The sequence below is a fragment of the Bacillus sp. UNC41MFS5 genome, from assembly GCF_000686805.1.
The window spans coordinates 1-25,853 of the sequence record NZ_JMLP01000012.1 but is presented as its reverse complement, the minus strand read 5'-3'; the positions used below and the strand labels follow the sequence as shown (position 1 = coordinate 25,853).

General features: G+C 37.9%; 28 protein-coding genes and 1 rRNA gene. 18 read left to right on the top strand and 11 right to left on the bottom strand.

Annotated features, from left to right (window positions below):
• The 3 genes from BR30_RS0106855 to BR30_RS0106845 all read right to left on the bottom strand — a co-directional run bounded on the left by BR30_RS0106855 (position 1) and on the right by BR30_RS0106845 (position 1,467).
• Positions 1-189: a YfhD family protein gene (locus BR30_RS0106855; RefSeq protein WP_026564360.1), complete on the bottom strand. Its 189-nt coding sequence runs from the start codon at positions 187-189 to the stop codon at positions 1-3.
• Between the two features lie 116 nt (positions 190-305).
• A complete protein-coding gene (locus BR30_RS35700) occupies positions 306-440 on the bottom strand; it encodes a YfhE family protein (RefSeq protein ID WP_081825373.1) in 135 nt (44 codons plus the stop codon).
• Positions 441-558: 118 nt separating this feature from the next.
• On the bottom strand, positions 559-1,467 hold the full coding sequence (locus BR30_RS0106845) for a TIGR01777 family oxidoreductase (protein ID WP_026564359.1): 909 nt from the start codon (positions 1,465-1,467) through the stop codon (positions 559-561).
• Between the two features lie 77 nt (positions 1,468-1,544).
• Here BR30_RS0106845 and recX point away from each other — a divergent pair, with 77 nt between their 5' ends.
• Positions 1,545-2,360 (top strand): recombination regulator RecX, encoded by an 816-nt coding sequence (gene recX / locus BR30_RS0106840; protein WP_026564358.1) that lies wholly within the window; start codon positions 1,545-1,547, stop codon positions 2,358-2,360.
• Between the two features lie 9 nt (positions 2,361-2,369).
• Here recX and BR30_RS0106835 read toward each other — a convergent pair whose 3' ends face one another.
• Positions 2,370-3,047 carry an SDR family NAD(P)-dependent oxidoreductase gene (locus tag BR30_RS0106835; RefSeq protein ID WP_026564357.1) on the bottom strand — a complete coding sequence of 226 codons (678 nt, stop codon included), beginning with the start codon at positions 3,045-3,047 and terminating at the stop codon, positions 2,370-2,372.
• Positions 3,048-3,136: 89 nt separating this feature from the next.
• On the opposite strand from BR30_RS0106835, the gene BR30_RS0106830 reads away from it, so the two are divergent.
• A complete protein-coding gene (locus BR30_RS0106830) occupies positions 3,137-3,454 on the top strand; it encodes a YfhH family protein (protein WP_026564356.1) in 318 nt (105 codons plus the stop codon).
• 70 nt (positions 3,455-3,524) lie between these two features.
• On the opposite strand, the gene BR30_RS0106825 is transcribed toward BR30_RS0106830, so the two are convergent.
• Complete coding sequence (locus tag BR30_RS0106825) at positions 3,525-3,704, bottom strand: small, acid-soluble spore protein K (protein ID WP_186328776.1); 180 nt, start codon at positions 3,702-3,704, stop codon at positions 3,525-3,527.
• A 123-nt stretch (positions 3,705-3,827) separates the two neighbouring features.
• On the opposite strand from BR30_RS0106825, the gene BR30_RS0106820 reads away from it, so the two are divergent.
• Entirely contained in the window at positions 3,828-4,097 is a 270-nt protein-coding gene (locus BR30_RS0106820; protein WP_026564354.1) for a YfhJ family protein, read from the top strand.
• Between the two features lie 222 nt (positions 4,098-4,319).
• On the opposite strand, the gene BR30_RS0106815 is transcribed toward BR30_RS0106820, so the two are convergent.
• Complete coding sequence (locus BR30_RS0106815; protein WP_026564353.1) at positions 4,320-5,300, bottom strand: metal-dependent hydrolase; 981 nt, start codon at positions 5,298-5,300, stop codon at positions 4,320-4,322.
• A gap of 126 nt (positions 5,301-5,426) precedes the next feature.
• On the opposite strand from BR30_RS0106815, the gene mutY reads away from it, so the two are divergent.
• Positions 5,427-6,521, top strand: a complete 1,095-nt coding sequence (gene mutY / locus BR30_RS0106810) for an A/G-specific adenine glycosylase (protein ID WP_026564352.1) — start codon at positions 5,427-5,429, stop codon at positions 6,519-6,521.
• 30 nt (positions 6,522-6,551) lie between these two features.
• Here mutY and BR30_RS0106805 read toward each other — a convergent pair whose 3' ends face one another.
• Positions 6,552-6,776: a hypothetical protein gene (locus BR30_RS0106805; protein WP_026564351.1), complete on the bottom strand. Its 225-nt coding sequence runs from the start codon at positions 6,774-6,776 to the stop codon at positions 6,552-6,554.
• Positions 6,777-6,999: 223 nt separating this feature from the next.
• Between BR30_RS0106805 and fabL the strand changes: the two genes are divergently transcribed.
• The 5 genes from fabL (at position 7,000) to BR30_RS0106780 (ending at position 11,231) form a co-directional block, all read left to right on the top strand.
• Positions 7,000-7,749: an enoyl-[acyl-carrier-protein] reductase FabL gene (gene fabL / locus BR30_RS0106800; protein ID WP_026564350.1), complete on the top strand. Its 750-nt coding sequence runs from the start codon at positions 7,000-7,002 to the stop codon at positions 7,747-7,749.
• Between the two features lie 74 nt (positions 7,750-7,823).
• On the top strand, positions 7,824-8,162 hold the full coding sequence (locus tag BR30_RS0106795) for a gamma-type small acid-soluble spore protein (protein WP_026564349.1): 339 nt from the start codon (positions 7,824-7,826) through the stop codon (positions 8,160-8,162).
• Between the two features lie 156 nt (positions 8,163-8,318).
• A complete protein-coding gene (locus tag BR30_RS0106790) occupies positions 8,319-8,576 on the top strand; it encodes a YgaB family protein (RefSeq protein WP_026564348.1) in 258 nt (85 codons plus the stop codon).
• A 205-nt stretch (positions 8,577-8,781) separates the two neighbouring features.
• Complete coding sequence (gene ntdP / locus BR30_RS0106785) at positions 8,782-9,312, top strand: nucleoside tri-diphosphate phosphatase (RefSeq protein ID WP_026564347.1); 531 nt, start codon at positions 8,782-8,784, stop codon at positions 9,310-9,312.
• Between the two features lie 152 nt (positions 9,313-9,464).
• Positions 9,465-11,231, top strand: a complete 1,767-nt coding sequence (locus tag BR30_RS0106780) for an ABC transporter ATP-binding protein (RefSeq protein ID WP_026564346.1) — start codon at positions 9,465-9,467, stop codon at positions 11,229-11,231.
• A gap of 197 nt (positions 11,232-11,428) precedes the next feature.
• Here BR30_RS0106780 and BR30_RS0106775 read toward each other — a convergent pair whose 3' ends face one another.
• The 3 genes from BR30_RS0106775 to BR30_RS0106765 form a co-directional block, all read right to left on the bottom strand.
• Positions 11,429-12,502 carry an FUSC family protein gene (locus BR30_RS0106775; protein WP_026564345.1) on the bottom strand — a complete coding sequence of 358 codons (1,074 nt, stop codon included), beginning with the start codon at positions 12,500-12,502 and terminating at the stop codon, positions 11,429-11,431.
• Between the two features lie 170 nt (positions 12,503-12,672).
• A complete protein-coding gene (locus tag BR30_RS0106770; RefSeq protein WP_026564344.1) occupies positions 12,673-17,142 on the bottom strand; it encodes a glutamate synthase-related protein in 4,470 nt (1,489 codons plus the stop codon).
• Positions 17,143-17,459: 317 nt separating this feature from the next.
• Positions 17,460-18,755: a glutamate-1-semialdehyde 2,1-aminomutase gene (locus tag BR30_RS0106765; protein ID WP_026564343.1), complete on the bottom strand. Its 1,296-nt coding sequence runs from the start codon at positions 18,753-18,755 to the stop codon at positions 17,460-17,462.
• A gap of 158 nt (positions 18,756-18,913) precedes the next feature.
• Here BR30_RS0106765 and BR30_RS0106760 point away from each other — a divergent pair, with 158 nt between their 5' ends.
• The 7 genes from BR30_RS0106760 to perR all read left to right on the top strand — a co-directional run bounded on the left by BR30_RS0106760 (position 18,914) and on the right by perR (position 23,873).
• Positions 18,914-19,921 carry an ABC transporter ATP-binding protein gene (locus tag BR30_RS0106760; RefSeq protein WP_026564342.1) on the top strand — a complete coding sequence of 336 codons (1,008 nt, stop codon included), beginning with the start codon at positions 18,914-18,916 and terminating at the stop codon, positions 19,919-19,921.
• Positions 19,922-20,713: an ABC transporter permease gene (locus BR30_RS0106755; protein WP_026564341.1), complete on the top strand. Its 792-nt coding sequence runs from the start codon at positions 19,922-19,924 to the stop codon at positions 20,711-20,713. It abuts the gene before it with no gap.
• A 3-nt stretch (positions 20,714-20,716) separates the two neighbouring features.
• Positions 20,717-21,502 carry an ABC transporter permease gene (locus BR30_RS0106750; RefSeq protein ID WP_026564340.1) on the top strand — a complete coding sequence of 262 codons (786 nt, stop codon included), beginning with the start codon at positions 20,717-20,719 and terminating at the stop codon, positions 21,500-21,502.
• Between the two features lie 73 nt (positions 21,503-21,575).
• The gene (locus BR30_RS0106745; protein WP_331280769.1) at positions 21,576-21,971 is read left to right on the top strand and encodes an ion channel; all 396 of its coding nucleotides are present in this window, start codon (positions 21,576-21,578) and stop codon (positions 21,969-21,971) included.
• A 79-nt stretch (positions 21,972-22,050) separates the two neighbouring features.
• Complete coding sequence (bcp, locus tag BR30_RS0106740; protein WP_026564338.1) at positions 22,051-22,521, top strand: thioredoxin-dependent thiol peroxidase; 471 nt, start codon at positions 22,051-22,053, stop codon at positions 22,519-22,521.
• Positions 22,522-22,773: 252 nt separating this feature from the next.
• Positions 22,774-23,328, top strand: a complete 555-nt coding sequence (locus BR30_RS0106735; protein ID WP_026564337.1) for a cob(I)yrinic acid a,c-diamide adenosyltransferase — start codon at positions 22,774-22,776, stop codon at positions 23,326-23,328.
• A gap of 107 nt (positions 23,329-23,435) precedes the next feature.
• Positions 23,436-23,873: a peroxide-responsive transcriptional repressor PerR gene (perR, locus tag BR30_RS0106730; RefSeq protein ID WP_026564336.1), complete on the top strand. Its 438-nt coding sequence runs from the start codon at positions 23,436-23,438 to the stop codon at positions 23,871-23,873.
• Positions 23,874-23,968: 95 nt separating this feature from the next.
• Here the strand turns inward: perR and BR30_RS0106725 are convergent, their stop codons facing one another.
• Complete coding sequence (locus tag BR30_RS0106725) at positions 23,969-24,310, bottom strand: YgzB family protein (protein ID WP_026564335.1); 342 nt, start codon at positions 24,308-24,310, stop codon at positions 23,969-23,971.
• Between the two features lie 152 nt (positions 24,311-24,462).
• Between BR30_RS0106725 and BR30_RS0106715 the strand changes: the two genes are divergently transcribed.
• Positions 24,463-25,338 carry a nucleotidyltransferase-like protein gene (locus BR30_RS0106715; protein WP_026564334.1) on the top strand — a complete coding sequence of 292 codons (876 nt, stop codon included), beginning with the start codon at positions 24,463-24,465 and terminating at the stop codon, positions 25,336-25,338.
• 264 nt (positions 25,339-25,602) lie between these two features.
• Positions 25,603-25,853: ribosomal RNA gene (locus BR30_RS0106710) — 16S ribosomal RNA — on the top strand; the annotation flags it as partial.

Genomic DNA, 25,853 nt, shown 5'->3' with positions numbered 1-25,853 from the left:
TTATTTATTGCTTTTTGATTGTACACGCTGATTCGCAGCATTAGCACGTGCCTGTGCCTCAAGATCTGCATGGTCTGCAAATTCTGCAGAGTATTCTACGTCATTTCCATCTGTTATTTTTAGGTTCTTAGGTGTTTGTGGAAGTGAACTTTTGTTACTATTACCAGTTCCATTATGCATACGGCCCATTACTAAAAACCCCTTTCATTGTTAACATCCAAGGAGCAGAATTGCTCCCTTTACTATGATTTACAACTTAAAAGGGAACCATGAATGGAAAATACTTCAGCAGAACCTTTCGATAACTATAGTCTCGTTTTCTTGTCGTGAAACCCGCCAGCACGATCTGCCATTTTAAATTCTCTTTGATAAGATACCTCTTGCATACTTGTTAGAGAGTATTTTCCGCGGTCCTTATCCTTTTTCTTCTTTTCCGCCATTTTGCTCATTCCTTTCAACGTTTTTTAGTTAATCGTCATCAAGCTATGTGGTAAAAAATAGAAGCACTTTATGTACTTATTTCCATTTTTACCTTTTAAGAAAGGAATGATACGGTTTTTAAGAAAATATATTTTTTAATGCCAATTTTAGATTTGAATACTTAAATGGATAGCCATTTTCTAAAAGCTTTTCTGGTAATACTTTTTGCCCATCCACAACCAATGTACTCATTTCACCAAGAAGCAGTCGAAGGGCAATACTAGGGACAGGAAGCCAGTGGGGACGGTGTAATACGTTTGATAGTGTTTTTCCGAATTCAGACATTGTTACTGGAGATGGTGCGGTAAAATTAATGGGACCTTCTATTTGTTCCTTTTCGATAATAAACCATATTCCATTAATTACATCCTCAATGTGAATCCATGACATCCATTGCTGTCCATTCCCGATTGGCCCGCCAAAAAATGATTGATAAGGAAAGGCTATTTTAGGAAGGGCACCGTTGTGTTTATCCAGGATGATTCCAAACCTGCAAAAAACGGTGCGTATTCCTAATTGAGAAGCTTTGCTCGCCTCGTTTTCCCATTGCTGAACTGTTTTTGACAAAAAATCGTTCCCAAATCCATGGGTTTCTTTTTCCGTAAAGGTTTTTTCAAAAGATGTTCCATAAATGCCAATGGCGCTCGCATTAATCAGTGCTCTTGGTTTAATGTTTAATTTAGAAATGATGTCTAGCAGTGCGTTAACAGATTCTAAACGACTGGATAAAATTTTTTCTTTTCTTTGTTCTGTCCAACGGCCACTATTAATCGATTCACCGGCAAGATTAATAAAAATATCAGTACCTTCAAGTGCTTGTAAAGGGCTTGAATTTTCACTTAGCCATTGAACATAACGAATTCGATTGTTTCCATTTGTGTTTTTTACATTTCTAGTTAAAATAATTACCTCATGATTGTATGTCAACAAATGGTTCATAAGAGCTTTCCCCACAAAGCCTGTTCCACCCGCAATGGTAATTTTCAATTTTTTCGCCCCCTTAATACGTTTTATCTTACAATATTTTATCAGGAATATGGTAAAGTATTGTTGAGGTGAATGACATGGCTATTATTACAAAGATCACCACACAGCAGAAAAATCAGGACCGCTTCAATATATTTATGGATTATGGACAGGGAAAAGGCGAGGAATACGCCTTCAGTGTCGACAGTAATGTTCTTATTAAATTTCAATTGAAAAAAGGAATGGAACTGGACAATTTCTCCTTAATTGAAATTCAGTATCAAGATGACATTCGTAAAGCTTACAACAAGGCCATTCATTATTTATCCAGAAGGATGAGGTCGGAAAAAGAAATCAAGGATTACCTTTTTTCAAAGGAAATAGAAGAACCAGTCATTAATGAAATTATCCATAAACTAACTGCCCAAAAATACATAAATGATGAAGAATTTGCCTTGGCTTACGTGCGAACCCAAGCCAATACCACTGATAAAGGTCCAACTGTAATTAAAATGGAATTAAAGGAAAAAGGAATTGACATGCGAACACTCATGCTTGCCTTAGAGGAATATCCTTTAGAGCAGCAAATTGAAAAAGCCGCAAAAATAAGCGAAAAGTTTTACGAAAAGAGCGCTAAAGAATCATTAAAAATCCAAAAACAAAAGCTGGAGAACCTGCTTCTTAGAAAAGGTTATTCTTACGATATCATTAATATTGCCGTTAATGAAGTTTCAGTAAACAACGATGGTGATGAGGATATGGATGCCATCAGATTTCAAGGTGAGAAGGCAGCCCGCAAATACAGTAAATACAGTGGCTTTGAATTTCACCAAAAGATGAAGCAAGCCTTATATCGAAAAGGTTTCCCAATAGAACTCATTGAAGCATATTTAGCAGAATTAGAAAAATCATGACCCAATCGGTCATGATTTTTTACTCTCGATAATAATGGTGTCTTGATCAATTTGTTCCATAATAATTTCAGCCACTTGTCTTGGGGTGCGGAAACGGGATGTGTCTTTGACATGGTTGGTATAATCCCAAAATGGAGTGTCCATACCGCCCATATAAACGGCATTTATTTTAATGCTGTGATTTTCATATTCCTTTTGCAAACTTTCAGTGAAACCTCTTACCGCAAATTTACTGGCTGCATAGACCGCTTCATTGACTTTTCCACGCAAACCAGCTGTAGAAATAATATTCATTATTCTCCCATCAGGTGACTTAAGAATATGAGGTAATATTGCTTTTGTCATCAAAATAGTCCCAAGAACATTTGTAGTTATCATTTCCGTAATCTGCTGTTCACCGATATCAACAAAGGGACCAAAATGTCCTACCCCTGCATTATTGACTAATCCGCACAAAGTATATGTATCGCTGATATCTTCTATCTTTTTCGAAACATCATCTGCGTTTTGAATATCTAATGGCAGGATATCAGCTTTTCCTCCGAGAGAAATAATTTCATCCCTTGAAGTTGTTAATTTATCAACAGTCCTCCCGGTAAGCAAAAGATGATACCCTTTCTGTGAAAAGAGGTGTGCCAATTCTTTGCCTAACCCAGAACCAGCCCCTGTAATAATGATTGTTTTCATATATAATCTCCTTCATTAATTTCAACCTTTATTAATTATATAAAAATTACTATACTAAAATAAAGGGATTAAGAGGGAGTGAATGAACAATGCAGCAGGATAAACGCTATAGTACAATGACAGAACATGAATTACGGCAGGAAATTGGCATCCTTCAAGAGCAAGCAAGAAAAGCAGAACAAATGGGGATGGTGAGTGAGTTTGCCGTCCTTGAACGAAAGGTACAAATGGCAAAAGCATACCTAATGGACCCGAATGAGTTTAAACCAGGTGAGCTTTATGAATTAGAAGGGAACCCAGGCCAATATTTTAAAATTGACTATTTAAACGGTGTGTTTGCATGGGGTTATCGTCTCAAGGGGGATGGTCATGAAGAGGCCTTACCAATTTCTTTGCTAAAAAAGTAGTAATAATGCTAGGACAGACAAACCAGAGAGCAAACCTCTGGCTTGTCTTTTTTAAGGTCGTTAAGGCTATCTACTTATATACTTGCGGCGATTCATCGTCGCGCTCTCCAGATGCACGCATGCGCTCTTGTGGGTGAGTATTAATCGTGCCATCTGCTCTTTTTGATGCATATTCTGCTTTAGCCCGTGGTTCTCCCTCGAACTTATTGTTATTTTGATTTGGGAATCCAGTTTCTTTATTTCTCATGATATACCTCCAAAAGGGAATGATAGCACGTGGAAAGCAAAGCATTCTCAATGCTTTCCACGTAACGATAGTATTTGCGTTATTAATTTAGGTTATGTTAAAAGAAATTGGCAATGAGGTGTGCACATGAACAGTTACCATGATGAATTAGCAAATCTGCTATTAAGTAAAAATAACCAACTAAGCTATAACCAAGCCAGAACATGGGTTGAACTTCTTTGGGAAGATTTTGAAACCACCTACGCAAAAGCAGGCAGAGAATATAAGGGCAGTGACATGACTGAGAGAATTGTCAAGCAATGGATTGAAAACTATGGGGAAAAGCTACACGAATTTGTGGCAACCAACCCTAAATACAAGGATTTTCTAAAGCAAGAAAAAAATAGCTTAAACTAGAAAAAGCGAGTGACTTTTCGTCACCGCTTTTTTTTAACTGATAAGAAAGTATTAATTTTTGAACTTAGATTACTGTCTAGCTCCAGCGCCCTAGCGGCTAGTGTCCTTCGCTCTCCGCCCTACGATAAGTCAACATCGAATCACCTCCGGCTCTTCGTGTTTCCTTTATCTCGGTTGGAGCGCTCCAGGCCATACGCCGCTGACCAGGGCGCTTGCGCTTTTTTAACTTGGAATGATGCTCAATTTTTTTCGTAATTTCTTCTCACTAAATACCCAGCCAGTATATGAACTAATCGGTTTCAAGTCACAATCTAATTGAACGACAGCAACAAACGGATAATGGCCATTGCTCCGGTAACGTAAATCAATAAAGCGCACTTCGTAAAAATCTGAATATTCATCCACTTCCCACCGATAGACTGGCGAAAAAGATAAAAATGCTGACAGATTCTTATCCTTCTTTGCTGCCTCAATTACTGGAGTTTTAGGGACGGGTATTCGGTTAAAGTGATCTAAGATCTCGACTTCATTATTAATAGCCTTGCCTACAAAGAACTGTTTGGTATTCATGGCAGCAATTCTCCATTGATGGAACCTCATTGTTGGTGCGACAATTATTTCCGTTGCATCTGGTATTTTTTTTCTTATCTCAGCCATTACACGATGTTTTGCCTTAAAGCGCATGATATAATATCCGACAATAATGGCATACATGACCAAGAAGGTATAGCCGGGATCAGCTCCTAATACCCAAATAATAATCCCAAGAATATGAATTCCAAAGATAATCGGGTCAAAGGTATTGATGACTCCCAGTGCGACCCATTTTGACGAGAAGGGTCTGAGAGCCTGTGTTCCGTAAGCATTAAATATATCAACAAATACATGAATAAAGACCGCTGCAAATGTCCAAGCCCATAAATGAAATAGATTAGCTCCAGTGAAAAACGGATAAATAACGGCTACTAAGAGAAGCGGCCACAAAATCACAGCTGGAATGGAATGGGTAACGCCCCGATGATTGCGAATGTAAATGGCATTATTCTTTAACTTTAAAACCGTATCAATATCAGGTATTTGAGATCCGGCAATCGTAGCAATTAAGACGCTAGTAGTGGTGGCATGGCTGCTAGCGACTACAGGGTCAAGAGTTGCTAAACCACCAATAGCAATACCCATAACAACGTGTGTTCCTGTATCCAAAAGGAAATCCTCCTTCAAATATAATTCTTGTCAAACATGCTCCAGTGATTTATCGTAAAACAAATACATTACTTATTATAATGCCTTTTTTCACACAGTTTAACTACATCTGGAGGAACAAAAGTTATGATTATTGAACTAAAGAATATAGAGAAAATCAACAAATCTGCTTTTCAATCAGATTTAATTACCTGGTTTAAACACGAACAACGTGATTTACCTTGGCGAAAAGACCAAGACCCATATAAAATATGGGTTTCAGAAATTATGCTGCAGCAAACAAGAGTGGATACGGTCATTCCATATTTTAATCGTTTTATTGAGTGGTTTCCTACTATAGAAGATCTTGCAGATGCAGAGGAAGATAAAGTATTGAAGGCATGGGAAGGGCTTGGATATTATTCTAGGGTTCGAAACTTACAATCAGCAGTTAAGGAAGTATATGAGAAGTATAGCGGAATTGTACCAAACAGTCCTGAGCAAATCGCCGGGCTAAAAGGAGTTGGCCCCTATACTGCAGGGGCGATATTAAGTATCGCTTACGGGATCCCTGAACCTGCCGTAGACGGAAATGTAATGAGGGTGTTTTCAAGAGTTCTTTCAATATGGGAAGATATTGCAAAATCATCCTCACGAAAAATATTTGAAAAAGCAGTACGAGAATTAATTTCGCATGAAGACCCATCCTCTTTTAATCAAGCTTTAATGGAATTGGGAGCGTTAATCTGTACGCCAACCTCTCCTTCGTGCTTATTGTGTCCTGTTCGAGATCATTGCCAAGCATTCGAAGAGGGAGTTCAAAACGAACTTCCGATAAAGACAAAAAAGACCAAGACACGAGATGTTCAACTCGCTGCCGCAATCCTTTTAGATGGTAATGGAAAAGTATTAATCCACAAGCGGCCGGCAACAGGTTTGCTTGCAAATTTATGGGAGTTCCCTAATGTTGAAATTCATCACCCCTTACAAAATGATCGGGAGCAGATTGTTGAATTATTTGAGCATACCCTAAAAATAAAAGTAAAACTTGAAAAAATTATTGGGCAGCTTGAACATGTTTTTTCCCATTTGGTCTGGAATATTAATGTATATACGGGTGCGTTCCAATCTGATTTTCAGGAAAGTGACGAGTGGAAGTTTGTTTCATTAGAAGAAATGAAAGAATTTGCCTTCCCTGTATCCTACCAAAAAATGCTTAAGCTTTATTTAGAACGCCAATAGGAATGAACGCCGCAGGGCTGCGGCGTTTTTTCAATCGTATACTGTTTTTGTCCCATGGGTATAATCTGCCTCTTGTCTATTCATGCCTCCCCGGCTTTCGATTTCCTCAATAATTTCACGATGGATTGTTTGTCCCTCACTATTTAAATAGGGGGCAATTTGCTGCAAAGAGTGGTGGAAAAAAGCAAGTTCACTGCTTTTCCAATCCGATTTCGACATCATCGACAGTTCGGTCATATCACGTCCTACATACATTAGCACTTCTTCCTTTCCAAGGTTATTTACTCTTATTGTTTAATATTAATTGTCTTCTATTCGTGGAAAAGATAAAATAAATAGAAAAGCGCAGGCGCCCGTTTAGCGGCGTATGGACTGGAGCCCTTTGACTTATCGTAGGGAAAAGAGCGAAGTCCACTAGCCGTTGGGCGATGAAGCTAGACATTGATCAAATATATATAACAAAGAAGGGAATAGTTTGATGACTCAAAAAGTAGCACTCATCACTGGAAGCAGCAGGGGAATAGGTAAGGCGACTGCTCTTCGATTAGCTGAAGCAGGATATGATATTGTCATTAATTACGCTAGAAGTAAAAAATCAGCTCTAGAGACAGCGGAGCAAATAGAGGCATTAGGCAGAAAAGTACTCGTTGTTAAAGCAAATGTAGGCGACGTAGCGAAAATAAAAGATATGTTCACCCAAATTGATGCAGAATTCGGACGTCTGGATGTGTTTGTAAATAATGCAGCCTCTGGCGTACAACGACCAGTAATGGAGCTTGAGGAAAATCACTGGGATTGGACTTTAAATATTAATAGCAAAGCCTTGCTGTTTTGTGCCCAGGAAGCTGCAAAATTAATGGAACGAACTGGCGGTGGAAAAATTGTTAGCATTAGTTCCCTGGGTTCTATCCGCTATTTAGAAAATTATACAGTCGTTGGCGTTTCTAAGGCGGCTTTAGAAGCACTAACTAGATATTTGGCGGTTGAATTAGCTCCTAAAAATATCGTCGTTAATGCAGTTTCAGGAGGCGCAGTCGATACGGAAGCATTAAAGCATTTTCCAAATCGTGAAGAACTGCTTCAAGAGGCCAAAGAAAAAACTCCTGCAGGACGAATGGTGGAAATTGAGGATATGGTAAATTGTGTTATGTTCCTTTTATCAGATGAATCGAGCATGATTAGGGGGCAGACCATCATTATTGATGGTGGAATTTCATTACTCGTTTAATTATTTTTAAATAATATTTTTTGCGGATAATCTCCACGAAGCATGGATACATTATATTCGTGGAGGTGATTAACATGGCAAAATTCAATCAACAGCCAAACAAAACTTCAGCTGGAACTAACATCCAGGAAGTAAGACAACAAAACGCTCAATCTCAATCTGGGTCTCAAGGCTCATATGGAACTGAATTTGCGAGCGAGACAAATGCTGCTGAAGTAAGAGCTCAAAATGCTCAATCTGCTTCTGGTGCAGCAGGTGCTGCAAGCTCTTCGGCTGCTGCAAGCTCTTCGGCTGCTGCTGGCTCATTCGGAACTGAATTTGCGAGTGAAACTAATGCTGCTGAAGTAAGACAACAAAACCAACAATCTCAAGCACGTAAAAACCAAGGCAATGGCCAATTTGGTCAAAGCTAATTATACTTAACAAAAAGAAGACACTCTAGATTCGAATAGAGTGTCTTCTTTCTGCTGTTTCGACAAAACTTCTCTAATGTCTACATTAATTTTCAAAGGAGAATACGACTTGTTCAAGAATACATATTAGGAACTAATAAGAAGGCGGTGAGGGAAATGGATCATTTTAACAGATTAGTTTCCGAACAATTGGTGACGATGGAGAAATTATTATATCTTCAAGGAGAACTTGAGCGTTGTCAACAAATCGAAGTAGAGCTTCAAATGTTGCAGAAGTCAACGGATCTTGAAAGTATACAATCAGAGATTCGGCTGATGAAAGATGAGTTAAAAGAGATCCAGTCCACTTTTGAAAAGCAGACAGAAGAAGTAATCAATTCTTATCGGGAAATGAACTTAACACCTTCCTTTTAGGTGGAAAAACAAAGAATCTTCTTAAAAAATTCGCAAATTTTTACAAAGAGCCATCGAAATATGGCTCTTTTGTTTTAAAATCTGTTCTCAACCGTTATAATAATAGTAATAAATAGGAATTGTACTTTGTTACCTTTTGTCATTATTTAGCTAACGGTTTAAAATAGGGTTACAAAGCGTTCAGGAATGAAGGTAGGGGAGAAACATGGGCGTACCCATCGAAGGTGAACCAATGCAAATACATAGCTATAAGCATAATGGGCACATCCATCGCGTCTGGGAAGAAACAACTGTATTAAAAGGGACACAGAATTTGGTTATTGGAGGCAATGACCGAACACTAGTGACAGAATCAGATGGCAGAACGTGGATAACAAGAGAACCAGCCATTTGTTATTTCCATTCACAATACTGGTTTAACGTAATTGGAATGATTCGTGAGGATGGTATTTATTACTACTGTAATATCAGTTCCCCTTTTATTTTTGATGGCGAAGCACTAAAGTATATTGATTATGACCTAGATATTAAGGTGTTTCCAGATATGACTTTTAATTTACTAGACGAAGATGAGTATGAACGTCATCGCCGTGAAATGAATTATCCGGATCCAATTGATCATATCCTAAAAAGGAATGTGGAAAAACTGATTCAATGGATTCGCCAACGGAATGGCCCATTTGCACCAGATTTTATTGATATTTGGTATGAACGTTATTTAACATACAGACGTTAGATGGGGAAAGAGGATATTACGCGCCTGTTGATGTAATCAACAGGTTTTTATTTGCTTTTGTGGAAAGGAAGCAAACTATGTGATTTTATTATAGTAAGAAACTAATTAATTGTATCACTGGCTTCTTATTATTTTTTGAAAGGAGGGCTATTTTGAGCAGTATTCTAAGGTATCTGCAATTTGTAAAACCGTATCGGTTTCAGGTGATAGGGACAATCATCATTGGGGTAATTAAATTTTCTATTCCGCTTATGATTCCACTATTGATTAAATATGTTGTTGATGACATTGTTGGCAGTCATACTCTATCTCATGACGAGAAGATTGAAAAGCTCTTATTCATTCTAGTAATTATGCTTGTTGTTTTTGTCATCCTCAGGCCGCCGATCGAATATTACCGTCAATATTTTGCCCAGTGGACTTCAAGTAAAATTCTTTATGATATTCGTGATACGATGTATACTCACATTCAAAAATTAAGTTTTAAATATTTTTCAAATAATCGTGCAGGGGAAATAATCTCACGTGTGATTAATGATGTTGAACAAACGAAAACATTTGTCATCTCCGGATTAATGAATCTTTGGCTCGATATTGTCACAATCATCATAGCAATTATTCTAATGTTTTCAATGAGTGTTAAACTAACTTTTGTATCGGTATTGTTATTTCCGCTTTACGCCTTTTCGATTAGATATTTCTTCGGGAATTTACGAAATCTAACACGGAAACGGTCACAAGCACTAGCTGAGGTTCAAAGCTATTTACATGAGCGTGTACAAGGCATGCCAGTAATAAAAAGTTTTGCAATAGAAGATTTTGAGCAGGGTCAATTTGATAAACAGAATAAAAACTTTTTAGAAAAGGCCTTACAGCACACTAGCTGGAATGCCAAGGCTTTTTCCGCGGTTAATACCATTACGGATATTGCCCCTTTAATAGTTATTGGCTATTCTGCCTATCTTGTCATTCAGGACCAGCTATCCCTCGGAACGATGGTTGCCTTTTTTGCCTATATTGATAAGCTTTACAATCCGCTGCGAAGATTGGTTAATTCCTCTACAACGATTACTCAATCATTTGCATCGATGGACCGAGTGTTTGAATTTTTAGATGAGAAGTATGATATCGTTGACACTCCAGATGCACAACTGTGTAGTCAAGTACATGGTGACATTTCATTTGAAAATGTGTCTTTTAGCTACGAAGCCGACGAAGAGAGAGTCTTGAAAGATATTACTTTACATGTAAAAAAAGGAGAAACGATTGCCCTAGTAGGGATGAGCGGCGGAGGAAAGTCGACACTTGTTAGTTTGATTCCCCGTTTTTACGATGTGACAAATGGAAGAATCACATTAGATGGGGTAGATATCAGAAACTTTAAGGTTCAATCTTTACGGGACAAAATTGGTGTGGTTTTTCAGGATAATATCTTATTTAGTGAATCGGTAATGGATAATATTTTATTGGCGAAGCCAGATGCATCTGAAGAAGAGGTCTATATGGCTGCAAAAGCTGCTAATGCTGATGAGTTTATCTTGAACTTGTCAGAAGGGTACAATACCAGGGTCGGCGAACGAGGAGTTAAGCTTTCAGGAGGGCAGAAACAACGAGTTGCGATTGCCCGTGTCTTCTTAAAAAATCCGCCTATCTTAATACTTGACGAGGCAACATCGGCCCTGGATTTGGAGAGTGAGCATGCAATTCAAGAATCACTTGAAGCGTTAGCTAAGGATAGAACCACCTTTATCGTTGCACATCGATTGTCAACCATAACTCATGCCAATCGAATTGTCCTGATTGAACATGGTCAAATCGTAGAAATAGGGACACATGACGAGTTAATGGCGAAACAAGGGAATTACTATAAACTTTTTCAAGTCCAGCAATTAGAAAATAAAGCGGAAGAGTCCGTTTAGCGGCGTATGGACTGGAGCGCTTCGACTAAGATAAAGGAAACACGGAGAGCGATAGCGATTCGATGTTGACTTATCGAGGGAGAAGAGCGAAGTCCACTAGCCGCTGGACTCTGGAGCTAGAATGCTAACGTAGTTCAAAAAATATATCTTGATTCTATAAAAAAGAAACCGAAGCAGAATAATCTGTTTCGGTTTTTTTATGAAATGTCTTCCTCAATTGAGACTTCATTATGATGATACGAATGAAAACTTGTGATCAAAGTATCTAAGTGCTCAACCTGTTCACCATAATCGATAATCGAGGCTATGATTTGCATTGTATGGTATACATGCGGGTGGTCACGCCCAGTGAATTCTTGCTGGTGGAGTAAAAACAAATCAAATAATTGCTTTTTATTTAAACAAACACTATTTTCCGAATCAGTAGGAGGAGTTGGAATTTTACCAATGAATCTAAGCATAAGTTGTTCATGATGATAGATGAGACAATCCAATTGTTCCTGAATGGCCTGCTGAAGAGACTCTGGAAGATGTAATAATTCATTCTCAAAACGGTGAAGTCGTTTTAATGTATCAAGAGCCTTTTTGGCAGCTGAATGCATTTGTCTATAAATAACAAGCTTACGCGATTTTTCTAAGCTTTTCTTCTTAAAATAGCTGCGTTCTTCTTTATACATCGTGTAGAACAGGCCCATTTGAATGATATTCTCTTTTAATTTAACAATATCTGTTTTTAGAAGATTATGATCGAAGTCATGACGTGTGCTTAACCGAATCCATCTAATGATTTCTTCAGTCGTGCTCGTCATTTTGAAGTAAAGTTTGTTTTCATACCTTGGCGGCATAAACACAAGATTGACTAAAAAAGCAGAAAATACCCCAATCATAATAGTAGAAAAGCGGATCCCAGCAAATGGAATGAAATTCCCGCCAGGGGTTTCCATTATCGAAATTAATGTAACAAGCGATAATCCAATTGTATTTTCGAGTTTAAGCTTTAAATTAATGGCAATGACAATAATGGCTGCTAATCCAATGACAATAATGTGATTTCCTAAGAGAAGAACAAAAACGACTGCAAGCAATGCCCCAATAAGATTTCCTTGAATTTGTTCAATAATCGTTAAATAGGAACGATAAATGGTTGGTTGAATCGCAAATATGGCTGCAATGCCAGCGAATACCGGAGAGGGAGAGTGTAACAACTGACCCAAGTAAAGTGAGAGTACAATAGCAATTCCCGTTTTTAATATGCGGGCACCTAACTTCATTCTAATTGGTTTCCTTTCAAAAGGTTTTCTTAAGCAAAATTTTACTATACATGGATTAACCCATATTATCAAGAGATATCATATGAATTTTTCTGATATTTTTTAAGAAAAAGTTGGAATAAAAAACGTCCGCTAAAACAGCGGACGTCGTTAAACTTATTATTTATAAATCATTCTGTAGATACAGATGGATCAGCTTGTTCTTTGACAGGAATAACTTGCACGAAGTGATTTTCTACATTTGTTAGTAGTGCGCGAAGTTGCTGTGCTTCTTCAGCCTGACCATTCTGTTCAAGCAAATCAGTATATTGACTTAATAGCTCGTTAATATCCTGTTTGCCTTTCTCATTTAAGTCAACCACGGAAACCTTTGCGCCTTTAGCAATTCTTTTTTGAATTGCTTCTTTCGTTAATCTCATCTCAGGCTGTTGACGAATATAAACAACCCCGCCTGTCATTCCGGCACAAATCCATGGACCTGGGTCTCCTAACACAAGGCCGCGGCCATTTGTCATATATTCAAAGGCAAACCCTTTGATATTTGCATTTGAACCGATATTACCCGCTTCATTTTCCGGAAGTGGTTTTTTAACAGTGCCTCCGATGATTAAATCGGCCCCAGAAAGACGAATTCCTGCTCTTGCATCTGCATTTCCTTGGGCGATAAGAAGTCCTTTTTGAGCTCCATAGCCAAAACCTTTCCCTACGGAACCATTATAATAATGACCATTCTTTCCTTTGGATTTTAATATCTGGATATTTCCACCAAAGGATGTTTTTCCGACGCCGTCTTGACCGCCACCATTAACGGTGATTTCGATTCCTTCACTATTATACGCGCCTAAGCCGTTTCCAGGAATGGAACCGTCTTTATATTTTAGTTGGACGGATGGTAATTGCTTATATGAGCCATCAAGTCTGCCGCGGACACGGTGACAAGATACACGGCTTCCTAGCACACGCTGTTCAGAAGTGACACTTGTGAATTCACGAGAAGAGTGTAATTGATCTACACTGCCATCAAGGTACTCCGCCCCGACAGCAACTTGCATTTGAACTTCTTCAATTGATTTTGATGCTTCGGTTTTTGCAAATTGACTGATTTCTAATGGTTTCAGCAAATAGGAGAGGCTTAGTTGACCCTGGCCTTTCACTTGCTCTAATAAATCAGAGCGACCTACTGCATCTTGCAGATTGCGAATTCCAATTGAAGCTGAAAGATCCTTTAATTCTGTTGCAAATGCAGTAAAGAGATTCATAATACCTTGTACTGCTAAGTCCAATTGGCGAGGCACAAAACGTCTTAGACCGTGCTCTTTCGCCTGAGCTTCTGATTCAATTTGAGTTGCTATACCAACATGACAAGTATCTAAATGGCAGCCACGGCAGGTGGTACAACCAATGGCAAGCATCGATAATGTCCCAAAGCCAACACGGTTAGCACCAAGAAGCATAATTTTCAGAACGTCCATTGCACTTTTCATACCGCCGTCAGCCCAGAGTTCTACTTTGTGGCGAAGGCCGCTTTCTAGCAGGGCATTATGGGCAGCTTTTACGCCAATTTCAACCGGTAATCCAACATGTTGAAGCGCGTGAATTCTTGCAGCACCTGTGCCGCCGTCGAAGCCGCTCAAAGTGATAATATCAGCACCCGCTTTAGCAATCCCTACAGCAATTGTTCCGATATTCGGTACAACTGGAACCTTAACTGCGATTTTTGCTTGATCATTAGCTGTTTTCAATTCCAGGATCATTTGAGCTAAATCTTCGATTGAGTAGATATCATGGTTATTTGATGGTGAGATTAAATCTGATCCAAGGGTTGCATTACGTGCTTCGGCAACCTTTGCCGTAACCTTTGAACCAGGTAAATGGCCGCCTTCACCAGGCTTTGCACCCTGACCAATTTTAATTTCTAATAGATTTGATGAGTTAAGTAGTTCCGCATTGACTCCAAACCTTCCAGAGGCAATCTGCTGTCCTCTAGTTTTTGGATACTTACCGAGCATATCTTTAATTTCTCCGCCTTCACCATTTAAGCTGACCATATTTAAACGGTCTGCACCTTCGGCATAGGCCCTAAATGCAGTTTCATTCTGTGAACCAAAGGACATGGAAGAAATAATGAACGGTAAATCATGGTCACCGACACGAAGGTCGACATCTGCTGGTACTAACTGTTTATTACTTTGTTTAAGCTGAATTAAATGACGGATCGTTGTTGGATTCTCTGTTTCTTGTTCGGTGATTTTATCACGATAAACATTGTAATCACCAGTAGCTGCTATTTCACCAATCGCCTTCCAAATCCGTGGGAAGAGATGGAAAGTCTTACCGACTCTTTCCTTTTCATTGTGGTAATCTTCGGCTCTTGATAAAGCATCAAGTTTCATTGCTTCAAAATCAGTTTCAAGTTCTTTCGAACCAAAAAAGTTAACAATGTTTAATAGATTGGCAATATCCTCATGTAAGCCGATACTTGAGAAAAGGCGGCCGTAGCCTCGTAGTTCATGAATACCAATTGTTGAGATTACTTTTTCCAGTCCTTTTGTAAGAGCACTAAATAGGTTTGTTAAAGGCTTTGACGTCTCGTCAAGAACCGTTAGGAACATATAGTAAGGGCTGATTAAGTCTGCTCCTAATCCAAATGCAGTAATGATGTCATGAAGTGAACGAATTGCAGCAGAACGTAGAACTAGAGAACAGTCTCTTCTTATTTCTGCTTTAACAAGTGCTTGATCAATGACTGATGTTACTAAATGCGGATCAATCCAATAGAAATCTTCTTGATGTGCTTTTGCATCATCAAGTATAAGTAAAGTTTTACCTGCTTGAACCGCCTGAACGGCTTCATTTGCAAGTCTTTCTAACGCTTGCTCGAACTTTTCTTCTTTGCTGAAGGTAGCAGAAATAAAGGTTACAAGCTTTTGCGCCTGAAAATGGGAGACAACTTGATCAAAACTTGGCTGACCTAAACTCTCAGATAAGTCAAAGCCTGCTTTCCCTTCCAATAATAAAGGAGTAGTTAACTCAATTACAGTTTCATTATTTATTTTATTGAATAGAGTTGGACGCTTTCCAATGATGACACGTGTTGAAAAATGCTCAGTCTCACGATCCCTGTCAATGGCAGGATTCGTTACAACTGCTACACTTTCTTTAAAATAATCAGCAATATTTTTTCTTTCTGGATTAAGTGCAGCTAGTGGTGCATCATGACCAAGAGAACGAATTGGTTCCACACCTTTTTCCGCCATTTGTTCGATTAATTGAATATGATCTCGTTCCCAGCCAAAAGCTTTATATTGTCCATTATGGATTTTGTCAGGATATGTCATCGTAACTGTTTTTCCTAATGAAGGAGGAAGCAAACGAGCCCTAACTTCACTAATATTTAACTTTTCAGAAAAACGGGAATATACTTCAGTTTGAAAACGATCTTGCTCATAAACTTCCAGCGTTTCACCATTCCATTTGAAGCCAACCTTTTCACCTGGTGCCAATGGCTTTGGTTCATTAACATATTCACTCGAAGAGATAATTCCTGGTTCAGATGAAAATAAATATGAGCTTTCTGTCTCGAGCATCCATAGCGGACGGAGTCCTAGTGCATCAACACTAAATACCGCTTCATCACCATACCTTGAGATAATACCTGCAGGACCTTGAGCAAAATGCCCCCAAGCTTCTCTAAGATAGGTATATAGATCTTGAAGATTTTCAGGATATGCCTTAATTTCATTGATGATTGGCGGGAATAAAACATCGATTGCTTCAAATAATGAAAAACCTTCGCGGCAAATTAATGTTTCCATTGTCCGGCTTAAATCTTGAGAGTCACTGCCATCTTTGACGAGTGGAACACCAATCATTCTTGCTTCATCACGAAGTTTGGCAATGGTATTAATTTCTCCATTGTGCCCAAGAACACTAAAAGGCTGTACTCTGAAAAAGCTTGATAAAGTATTTGTAGAATAACGATTATGTCCAAGTGTCATAGTTGAAGCAACAAGTGGATTTGCAAGGTCATGGTAGTAACGCGGGAGAATATCTCCTGCACCCATTACCTTGTAAACGACATGGTTGTGGCTTAATGAAGCAACATGAACTTGATCATTTGATTCAAAATCAATTAATACTTCGAAAAGGCTCTTGGTTAATTCTTGGCCAGTTTTTGAAGAAAGACAAGCAAATTGCCAGAAAACAGGGTTTTCTTGGATGGCGATTGGGCCAAGTGCAGAAGAATCCGTTACTTGATCTGATTCAAATACTACATCAAAGCCGTATTTCTCTAATTTATTAAGTAATTCCTGTTTGGTAGTTTTCCAGTTTACTTTTTGACTAATAAAAACATGGCCAACAGCAAATTCTTCTTTTTCAGCAATCGTTGGTTCTTGGCCTGCCTGAAGCAACTTTTCTTTCCAAAGCGCAACTGGGATATCGGTATGAATGCCGACACCGTCGCCTTCACCATTTATAAAACCAGCGCGATGATTCATCGTCACAAGCGCGTTTATACAATCAAAAATATTTTTTCTAGTTGGACGCTTAGATTTTTCAAGACATGCGACGATTCCGCAAGCATCATGTTCTTGTTTGTGGAAATCTTTGAATAGGGAAGGGGTCCATTTTTGTGTCATCATATTAGGCTTTAGCAGTAATCTGCTAAGGCCATTCACCTCCTATGAAACTAAAAGTTTAAGTATATCATCGTGGTTGTTATTCGTTTGTCACTTTAACGGGGTATATTGTTAAAGGATAAATATAAAAAATAATAATTTAATAGTATCATAAGAATTTTCAGAAATCAAATAAATATACATTATTTTGGATAAGAAAATAGTGGATAATAAGCGTTGGATAAATGAGGGAACATGTTAATGTAAACGTTTTCAAAGACTTTTAAAAAATAAAAGGAAGTGATTTCCACTTCCTTTTGTGCATAAAAATTGTATATTTATTCGTTCGAAAGTAAAGAAAATGCGTTTTTTACTGCATGTAAAGTAGCCTCAATATCCTCAACTGTATGTGCGATTGTCAAAAACCATGCTTCATATTTGGATGGAGCAAGATTTATTCCTTGATGGAGCATATGCTTAAAGAACTTTGCAAATGTTTCGCCGTCTGTGTTTTCTGCTTGAACATAGTTTTCAATTTTTTCCTTTGTAAAATAAATAGTTAGAGCACCTTTCAATCGATTGATTGTTATGTCGATATTATTTTCTTTAGCAGCCTCTAAAATCCCATTCTCAAGAATGGCACCTAAACGGTCTAGGTAATCATAAATTCCTTCTTGTTTTAGGACTTCGAGACAGGCAATTCCAGATAGGATAGATGCTGGATTTCCTGCCATTGTTCCTGCTTGATAGGCAGGGCCTAGTGGGGCAACTGTTTCCATAATTTCCTTCCGTCCACCATAGGCGCCAATTGGAAGGCCGCCGCCAATGATTTTTCCGAGGACGGTTAAATCAGGTTCGATTCCTAATAAATTTTGGGCACCACCGTACATAAACCGAAACGCTGTAATGACCTCATCATAAATGACCAATGCACCTGCATCATGGGTTAAGTCATTGACCTGCTGCAGAAAACCAGGGTTTGGTTCGACGATCCCGAAGTTTCCGACAATGGGCTCCACTAATACAGCAGCGATTTGATCTCCCCATTTCGTTAATGCTTCTTTAAATGGTTCAATATCATTAAAAGGTACTGTTATTACTTCTTGTGCGATACTTTTTGGAACGCCTGCAGAATCTGGTGTACCTAATGTAGATGGACCGGAGCCTGCCGCAACAAGGACAAGGTCAGAGTGACCATGATAACAGCCTGCGAATTTAATGATTTTATCTCTGCCTGTATAAGCACGGGCAACGCGTATTGTTGTCATGACAGCTTCTGTACCAGAGTTTACAAACCGAACTTTTTCCATCGATGGAATGGCTTCTTTCAACATCTTTGCAAATTTAACTTCATGTGGTGTTGGTGTTCCATATAGGACACCACTTTCTGCTGCGTGTTTAATTGCTTCAGTAATGTGAGGGTGGGCATGACCAGTGATAATTGGCCCATAGGCAGCTAGATAGTCAATATATTGGTTTCCGTCTACATCCCAAAAGTATGCCCCTTTAGCCCGTTCCATTACCACGGGTGCTCCACCGCCAACGGCTTTATAGGAACGTGATGGACTGTTTACTCCGCCTACAATATGTTCAAGTGCTTCATTATGTAATCTTTCTGAATTAATAAATTTCATATATTTCCCTCCTTCAATCATTTCTATCCCATTTTAGCACTTTTTTAGCTAATTTTTGTCTGATTAACTATTCGGATTTTTCATGAAAGCGTGCTTGTTGTTTTATCAACCTTATTTGGCTAAACTAAATCTCTAGGTCATTGTTTCGGGGGGAGAAAATGAAAAGTGTAATAGAAGTTAATAATTTGCGAAAAGAATTTAAGGCATATTCCAGCCGAACAGGTTTAAAAGGGGCATTTAGGGATTTATTAACAAGAAATTATAAAATTGTACCTGCAGTTAATGATATTAATTTCTCTGTAAAAAAAGGCGAAATGGTAGGTTATATCGGTGAGAATGGAGCAGGAAAATCAACAACCATTAAAATGCTGACCGGAATTTTAACGCCGTCATCTGGAGAAATCATGGTAAACGGGATGAACCCGCATAAAGAACGGGAAAAATTTGTCCAAACAATTGGGGTTGTGTTTGGACAACGTTCCCAATTGTGGTGGGATATCGCCGTTCAGGAATCATTCCGCCTCTTGAAAAAAGTGTACAAGGTGTCCGATGAAGATTATAACAGCCACATGAATCATGTAATTAACACATTAGATATTGAACCGCTACTAGATAAACCTGTAAGAAAATTATCGCTAGGACAGAGAATGAGATGCGAACTTGCTGCTGCGCTCATTCACAATCCGCCATTATTATTTTTGGATGAACCAACGATTGGATTAGATGTGCTCGTAAAGTTGAAGATTCGTGACTTTTTAAAAGAAATTAACGAGAAATATCAAACTACGATACTTTTAACTACACACGATTTAACGGATATTGAGGCATTGTGCGAGCGAGTAATCATGTTAGATGAAGGAAAGGTCATTTATGATGGAGCATTAAAGAATCTTCAGGAGAAATGGGGGGAAGGGAAAGAAATTAAATTTCAGTTTCTTGAACATGTCGAAATGTCTGTTGTGCATAACCTTACTAGTGATATTCCTATTAAATGGGATTTGGATGAAAAGGAGCAAATTTTTACGGCTACAATGGAAGATAACGATGAACTTATTTCTCAAGTCATTGCTAAAGTGGTAGCTGCAATTAAAATAAAAGATATTAAAATAAATGAAACATCGACGGAAGAAATCATTAGAAATATTTATGAAAAGGGTGCGGTATAAGTGGACAAATATCTTGAGATGATTAGAATCCGCTTTCTAATGATGCTGGCATACCGGACCAACTATTACACAGGAATTCTAATCTATAGTATTAATATTGGTGCATATTATTTTCTATGGTCTGCGATTTACGGGAATAAAGAGCAAATTGTTGGTCTTTCAGTTACACAAATGACTACCTATGTTGCTGTTTCCTGGATGGCGCGTGCATTTTATTTTAACAACCTTGATCGTGAAATGGCCCTGGAAATTATGGAGGGTAAAGTAGCGGTTGAATTAATTAGGCCTTACAATTACCTAGGGATGAAAGTGATGCAAGGGCTAGGGGAAGGGATTTTCAGGCTATTCTTTTTTTCTGCTCCAGGGCTGATTATCGTTTATTTTGTCTTTCCTGTTAAATTTACGTGGGATCTCAGTGTTTGGGGATTGTTTGCCATTTCCATTTTGTTGAGTTTCTTTATTAATACGGAGTTGAATTTATTAACAGGGATTACTACTTTCTTCATATATAATAACTCTGGGCTGATTCGAGCCAAACGTGTTGTCATTGATCTGTTTTCTGGGTTGTTACTGCCGATTAGCTTTTTTCCAGGCTGGGCCCAAGATGTGATGAAATATCTTCCCTTTCAAGGAATTAGTTATTTTCCGAGTATGATTGTGACCAAAGGCTTTTCTCAATCACAGGCAATCGATGCAATCACTCAACAATTTATTTGGGTAATCCTGTTATTTTTTCCAATCCAAATTCTATGGTCCTTGGCAAAGAAACAACTGATTATTCAAGGGGGGTAAGAGTTGTTCTATATTTCGATGTTTTTTCAATACCTATCACAGTATTTAAAAACGAGACTTCAATATCGAGCCGATATTTTTGTTGAATTTTTCTCAGATCTATTATCACAAGCGATAAATTTTATTTTTATATTAGTTGTATTTGGTCATACCAATTTACTAAATGGCTGGAGCCGGGATGAAATCATCTTTATTTATGGGTTTTTTCTCGTCCCATCTGCTGTCTTTTCTGCTTTTTTTAATATTTGGGATTTTAATGAACGGTATATCGTTAAGGGGGAATTGGATCGAATCCTAACCAGACCTATCCATAGCCTCTTTCAAATCATCCTTGAGAGGCTTGAACTAGAGTCTTTATTGGGAGCCGTTACTGGACTTGCTGTGATGTTTTATGCTGGAAACCGATTGGACCTTTCATTGCATTGGTTTGATCCATTTCTTTTTATCCTTTTTGTCATCGGCGGGGCACTTGTTTATGGAGGAGTTTTCATCTTGATTGCCTGCATTAGTTTTTGGGCAGACGCGCGTACGTCGCTAATGCCGATGATGTACAATATTAGCAATTATGGCAGGTACCCAGTAAATATTTACAATAAACTCATTCGCTTTGTATTAACCTGGGTGCTGCCATTTGCTTTTGTTGGTGTTTACCCCGCTGCCTTTTTCCTTGGAAAAAAGGAATGGTTTTGGTATTCATTTTTAACACCTGTAATCGGTGTTATTTTCTTCGTGATTGCCGTTATGATATGGAATCAAGGTGTTAAGAAATATAGAGGAGCAGGGAATTAGCTATTTCAGATATTTTATTGTCCAAGCAAGCATAGAAATAAACTACCAGAAGTTAAATTTGAGGTGGTTTATTGTGTTTTTTTTCCTACTTCCAATCGTTATTTTTTGCATCTTCATGAGTTTAAGAACGCTTTTTATTCCCAATACAGTTAAAGGTAAGTTAGTATCAATTGATAATTTTTTGTATTTAGGCTCTGTTTATTTGACTGTCATTCTTGGCTTTGGACTTATTTATTTACTTTTTGAGTTAATCGGCATGCCCTTACTGATGGAAGTTAATAATCAGGCTAACAGGAATATTTTTGAAACTAGTTTTTATTTTAGTGCGATGACTTTATTTTCAGTCGGAAATGGTGATGTCATTCCACATGGGATAGGCAGGATTATTACTGTTACAGAGGCGTTGATTGGTTATACATTACCAGCAGCGTTTGTAGCTCGAGTTATGTTCGACCGGGAAACATTATAAGCGATGCAGGAAAGTTGTTTTATATGGGGGAATTTTGTTACGCTTACCTCAAGGAATTATTACATGGGAGTGGTAAAAGATGACGGTTGAAATTGGAATGCAAGTACCTAATTTTGAGTTGAAGGCCAATAATGGTGAGACAGTAAATCTATCAAATTTCCGAGGCACTAATGTTGTTTTGTATTTTTATCCAAAAGATATGACCCCTGGATGTACTACGGAAGCATGCGATTTTCGAGATCAAATTCAACAATTTACTGAAGTGGATGCCGTTATTTTGGGGGTAAGTCCAGACCCAGTTGAACGTCATCAAAAATTTGTCGAGAAATATGGATTGCCTTTTCTTCTTCTAGCAGATACAGAACATCAGTTAGCGGATGTTTTTGGAGTTTGGAAGTTAAAGAAAAACTTTGGTAAAGAATATATGGGGATCGAAAGGTCTACGTTCATTATTGATAAGGAAGGCAAACTTGTTAAAGAATGGAGAAATGTCAAAGTTAAAGGCCATGTGGATGAGGCGTTAACATACATAAAAGAGCAGTTGGGCTAATTTTTTACGGAAGCCTATTTTGTTAAGGGAAGGCATTTGTCCAATGCAAGAAACGTGAGATTGAATATCCTTTTATTAGGGCATACCTCCTCAGATAAATTTTGGGTCCATAGTGGCCCCTTTTTTTATGGAGTTAAATAAAATTTCTATATTTTTGAGTATTCTAAATATATTAACAGGTGCTATGATGAAAAAAATGCTTGCATAATAATAATGACTTGTAGTCGCGGTTATTAACAGGGGGATAAATAAATGAAAATTTATACTAAAACCGGTGATAAAGGAACAACTTCACTAATTTACGGAAAAAGAGTAGCGAAAAACGATTTACGTGTGGAAGCATATGGAACTTGTGATGAAACCAATTCAATGATTGGCCTTGCACTTAGCTATTTATATAAGGAAAATTTTCAAGGAAAAGAAATAATTGATACTATATATCATAAAATACAAACAAATCTCTTTCATGTTGGTGCAGAACTGGCCACACCAAAAGGAATGGAAGTAAAGTGGGCACTAGCATTATCAGATGTTGAAGAATTGGAAAAACAGATTGATGAATGGAATGAGGCAATTCCAGAGTTAACAAATTTTATCTTGCCAGGGGGACATCCAGCAGGTGCTGCTTTTCATGTGGCGCGAACAACAGCAAGGAGGGCAGAAAGATGTGCTGTTGGATTAGGTGAAGATATAAATCCACTTGTATTAGCTTATTTAAATCGACTTTCCGACTTATTGTTTGTGACCTCACGCTATGTGAATTTTCAATTAAGGGCACCTGAAAAGACTTTACATGGAAAAGGATAATAATCATTATTTGTTAATAAGATAACAATATTGACAAAAGTACATTTTCCTTAGTAAAATTAATTATAACAATTATAAAGTAAGAATATCTTTTAGAAAGAAGGTGCATGGCGATGAATCAGTTAAAAGAAGCGTTGGATACCTTAAAAGAAACAGGGGTACGCATTACTCCACAACGTCATGCGATACTTGAATATTTAATAAACTCGATGTCACATCCTACTGCAGATGATATTTATAAAGCCCTTGAAGGGAAATTTCCGAATATGAGTGTGGCGACGGTTTACAATAATTTACGAGTATTTCGTGAAGTAGGTCTTGTAAAGGAACTGACATTTGGGGATGCCTCAAGCCGATTTGATTTCGTTACATCCCATCACTATCATGTCATCTGTGAAAAGTGTGGAAAAATAGTTGACTTTCTATATCCAGGCTTAGATGAAGTGGAGCACTTAGCTTCCCATGTAACAGGTTTCAAAGTTGAAAATCACCGTATGGAAATCTATGGTTCCTGTCCGGAATGTGCAAGTAAAGAGGTACATTAACCTGAAAGTAGCAAATAATTTGAGAATAAAGAAGGAAGGCTCAAACCACAGTAGCTTTTTAGCAAAATGGTTTAAGTCTTCCTCTTTTAATTTTCTTATTTTTTATTATATGACTCGTCAAATTCCTTGCCTACTAGATTTGGATCAAGGGTTAATGGTTCACGACAATACATACACATATCCACTCGACCAAGCATTTTCGTATGCTTTCCGCAGCTAGGGCATGTTACTTGGATTGATTTTGTTGATAGCATACCGATCCAAAAATAAACAATGGTACTTGCTATAATAAAAAGAAGGCCCAAAATCATAAAAATGGTCATAATAAGTGGAGAAGATCGAAAAAAGATCCCACCATACATAACAATGAAACCAATAAAAATTAATGATAATGCAAAGGTACGAATTTTATTTATTTTACTCGAATATCTTGCCATGTTACTCCCTCCTAGAGAAACTATACCATAATTATGGTAAGAAGGAAAAAAGCATGGATGAAGAATGTCGAAATTTGTCTCCGAAGAAAGAAGGAGATTTGTTTTCATTGTCGAAGTTATATTGCTACCTGAAAAAAATGGAGGAATGATAGATGGAAGACATCCTTCGGCCTATTTATCAAGAACGGGCGAGCCAATTGAATACTCTAGGAGTATTGATGGTACAAAAAAAACAAAAGTTAAGTCATATAACAGATTCATTTGATGTAATCCTGTTAGTCCTTGTCAAAGAAGCAGAGCAGCCCCTATTTATTAAGCACTATACCTACCACGATAAAAAGGCAGCCATGCATATCATCACGGAAGAGCAGTTGAATGAATGGATATTATTAGGATCGAATCGAAAAATATTTGAATGGCTGTATGAAGCTAAAATCATTTTTGACCGGAACGAATATGTAGCCAATTTAAAAACAGAATTGCGTGATTTCCCTTTTAATGGGCGCAAAATAAAAATAGGTTTAGAATTTGCAAAATTGATTCGACGCTATGTGGATGGAAAAGCTTTATTTGAAGGTCATCAGTTTTTAGATGCATACAATTATGTTGTTCATTCCCTGCATCATCTTGCAAGATTAGCCGTGTTAGAAAATGGGCTTCATCCAGAGTTAACTGTTTGGAATCAAGTGAAACAGATAGAGCCTGAAATTTATAAATTATACGAGGAGCTCGTGTATAGTGAAGAAACGCTTGAAAAAAGACTAGAACTATTGTTCCTTGCAAGCGAGTTTATGATTCATTCAAGAACTAAAATGGGGACAGGTCATTTTTTAGAAGTACTAAGCAGCAGGGAAGTTTGGTTATTCAATGAAATTATGAGTGAACAAGAATTGATCCCATACTCAGTTGACCTAGGAGTATTGCTTGAATATTTAATTGAAAAACATTTAATCGATGTAGTGAATATAGAAACAAAAGGCCAGGGCGTTTTTCATAGAGGTTATCGTCTTAATAAAAAATTATTGTAAAAACAATAAAAACGTATTGACCTTTTAAGGATTACTTGGTATATTAATAACCGTCGCTGCGAGACATTGAAAAATTGTTTTCGTGAGTGACGGTTAAAAAATGTTGACAGTATTTAATGTCTTATGTTATATTAATAAAGTCGCTTCTGGGCGACGGTAAAATTGTTCTTTGAAAACTAAACAAACAAAATCGTGCAAACAAACAATAAATTTTAGTTTCAGAAATGAAACTAAGCCAACGTAACTTTTATGAGCTAATCAACTTTCTTGGAGAGTTTGATCCTGGCTCAGGACGAACGCTGGCGGCGTGCCTAATACATGCAAGTCGAGCGAGACTCTTCGGAGTCTAGCGGCGGACGGGTGAGTAACACGTGGGCAACCTGCCTGTAAGACTGGGATAACACCGGGAAACCGGTGCTAATACCGGATAATCCTTTTCCTCTCATGAGGAAAAGCTGAAAGTCGGTTTCGGCTGACACTTACAGATGGGCCCGCGGCGCATTAGCTAGTTGGTG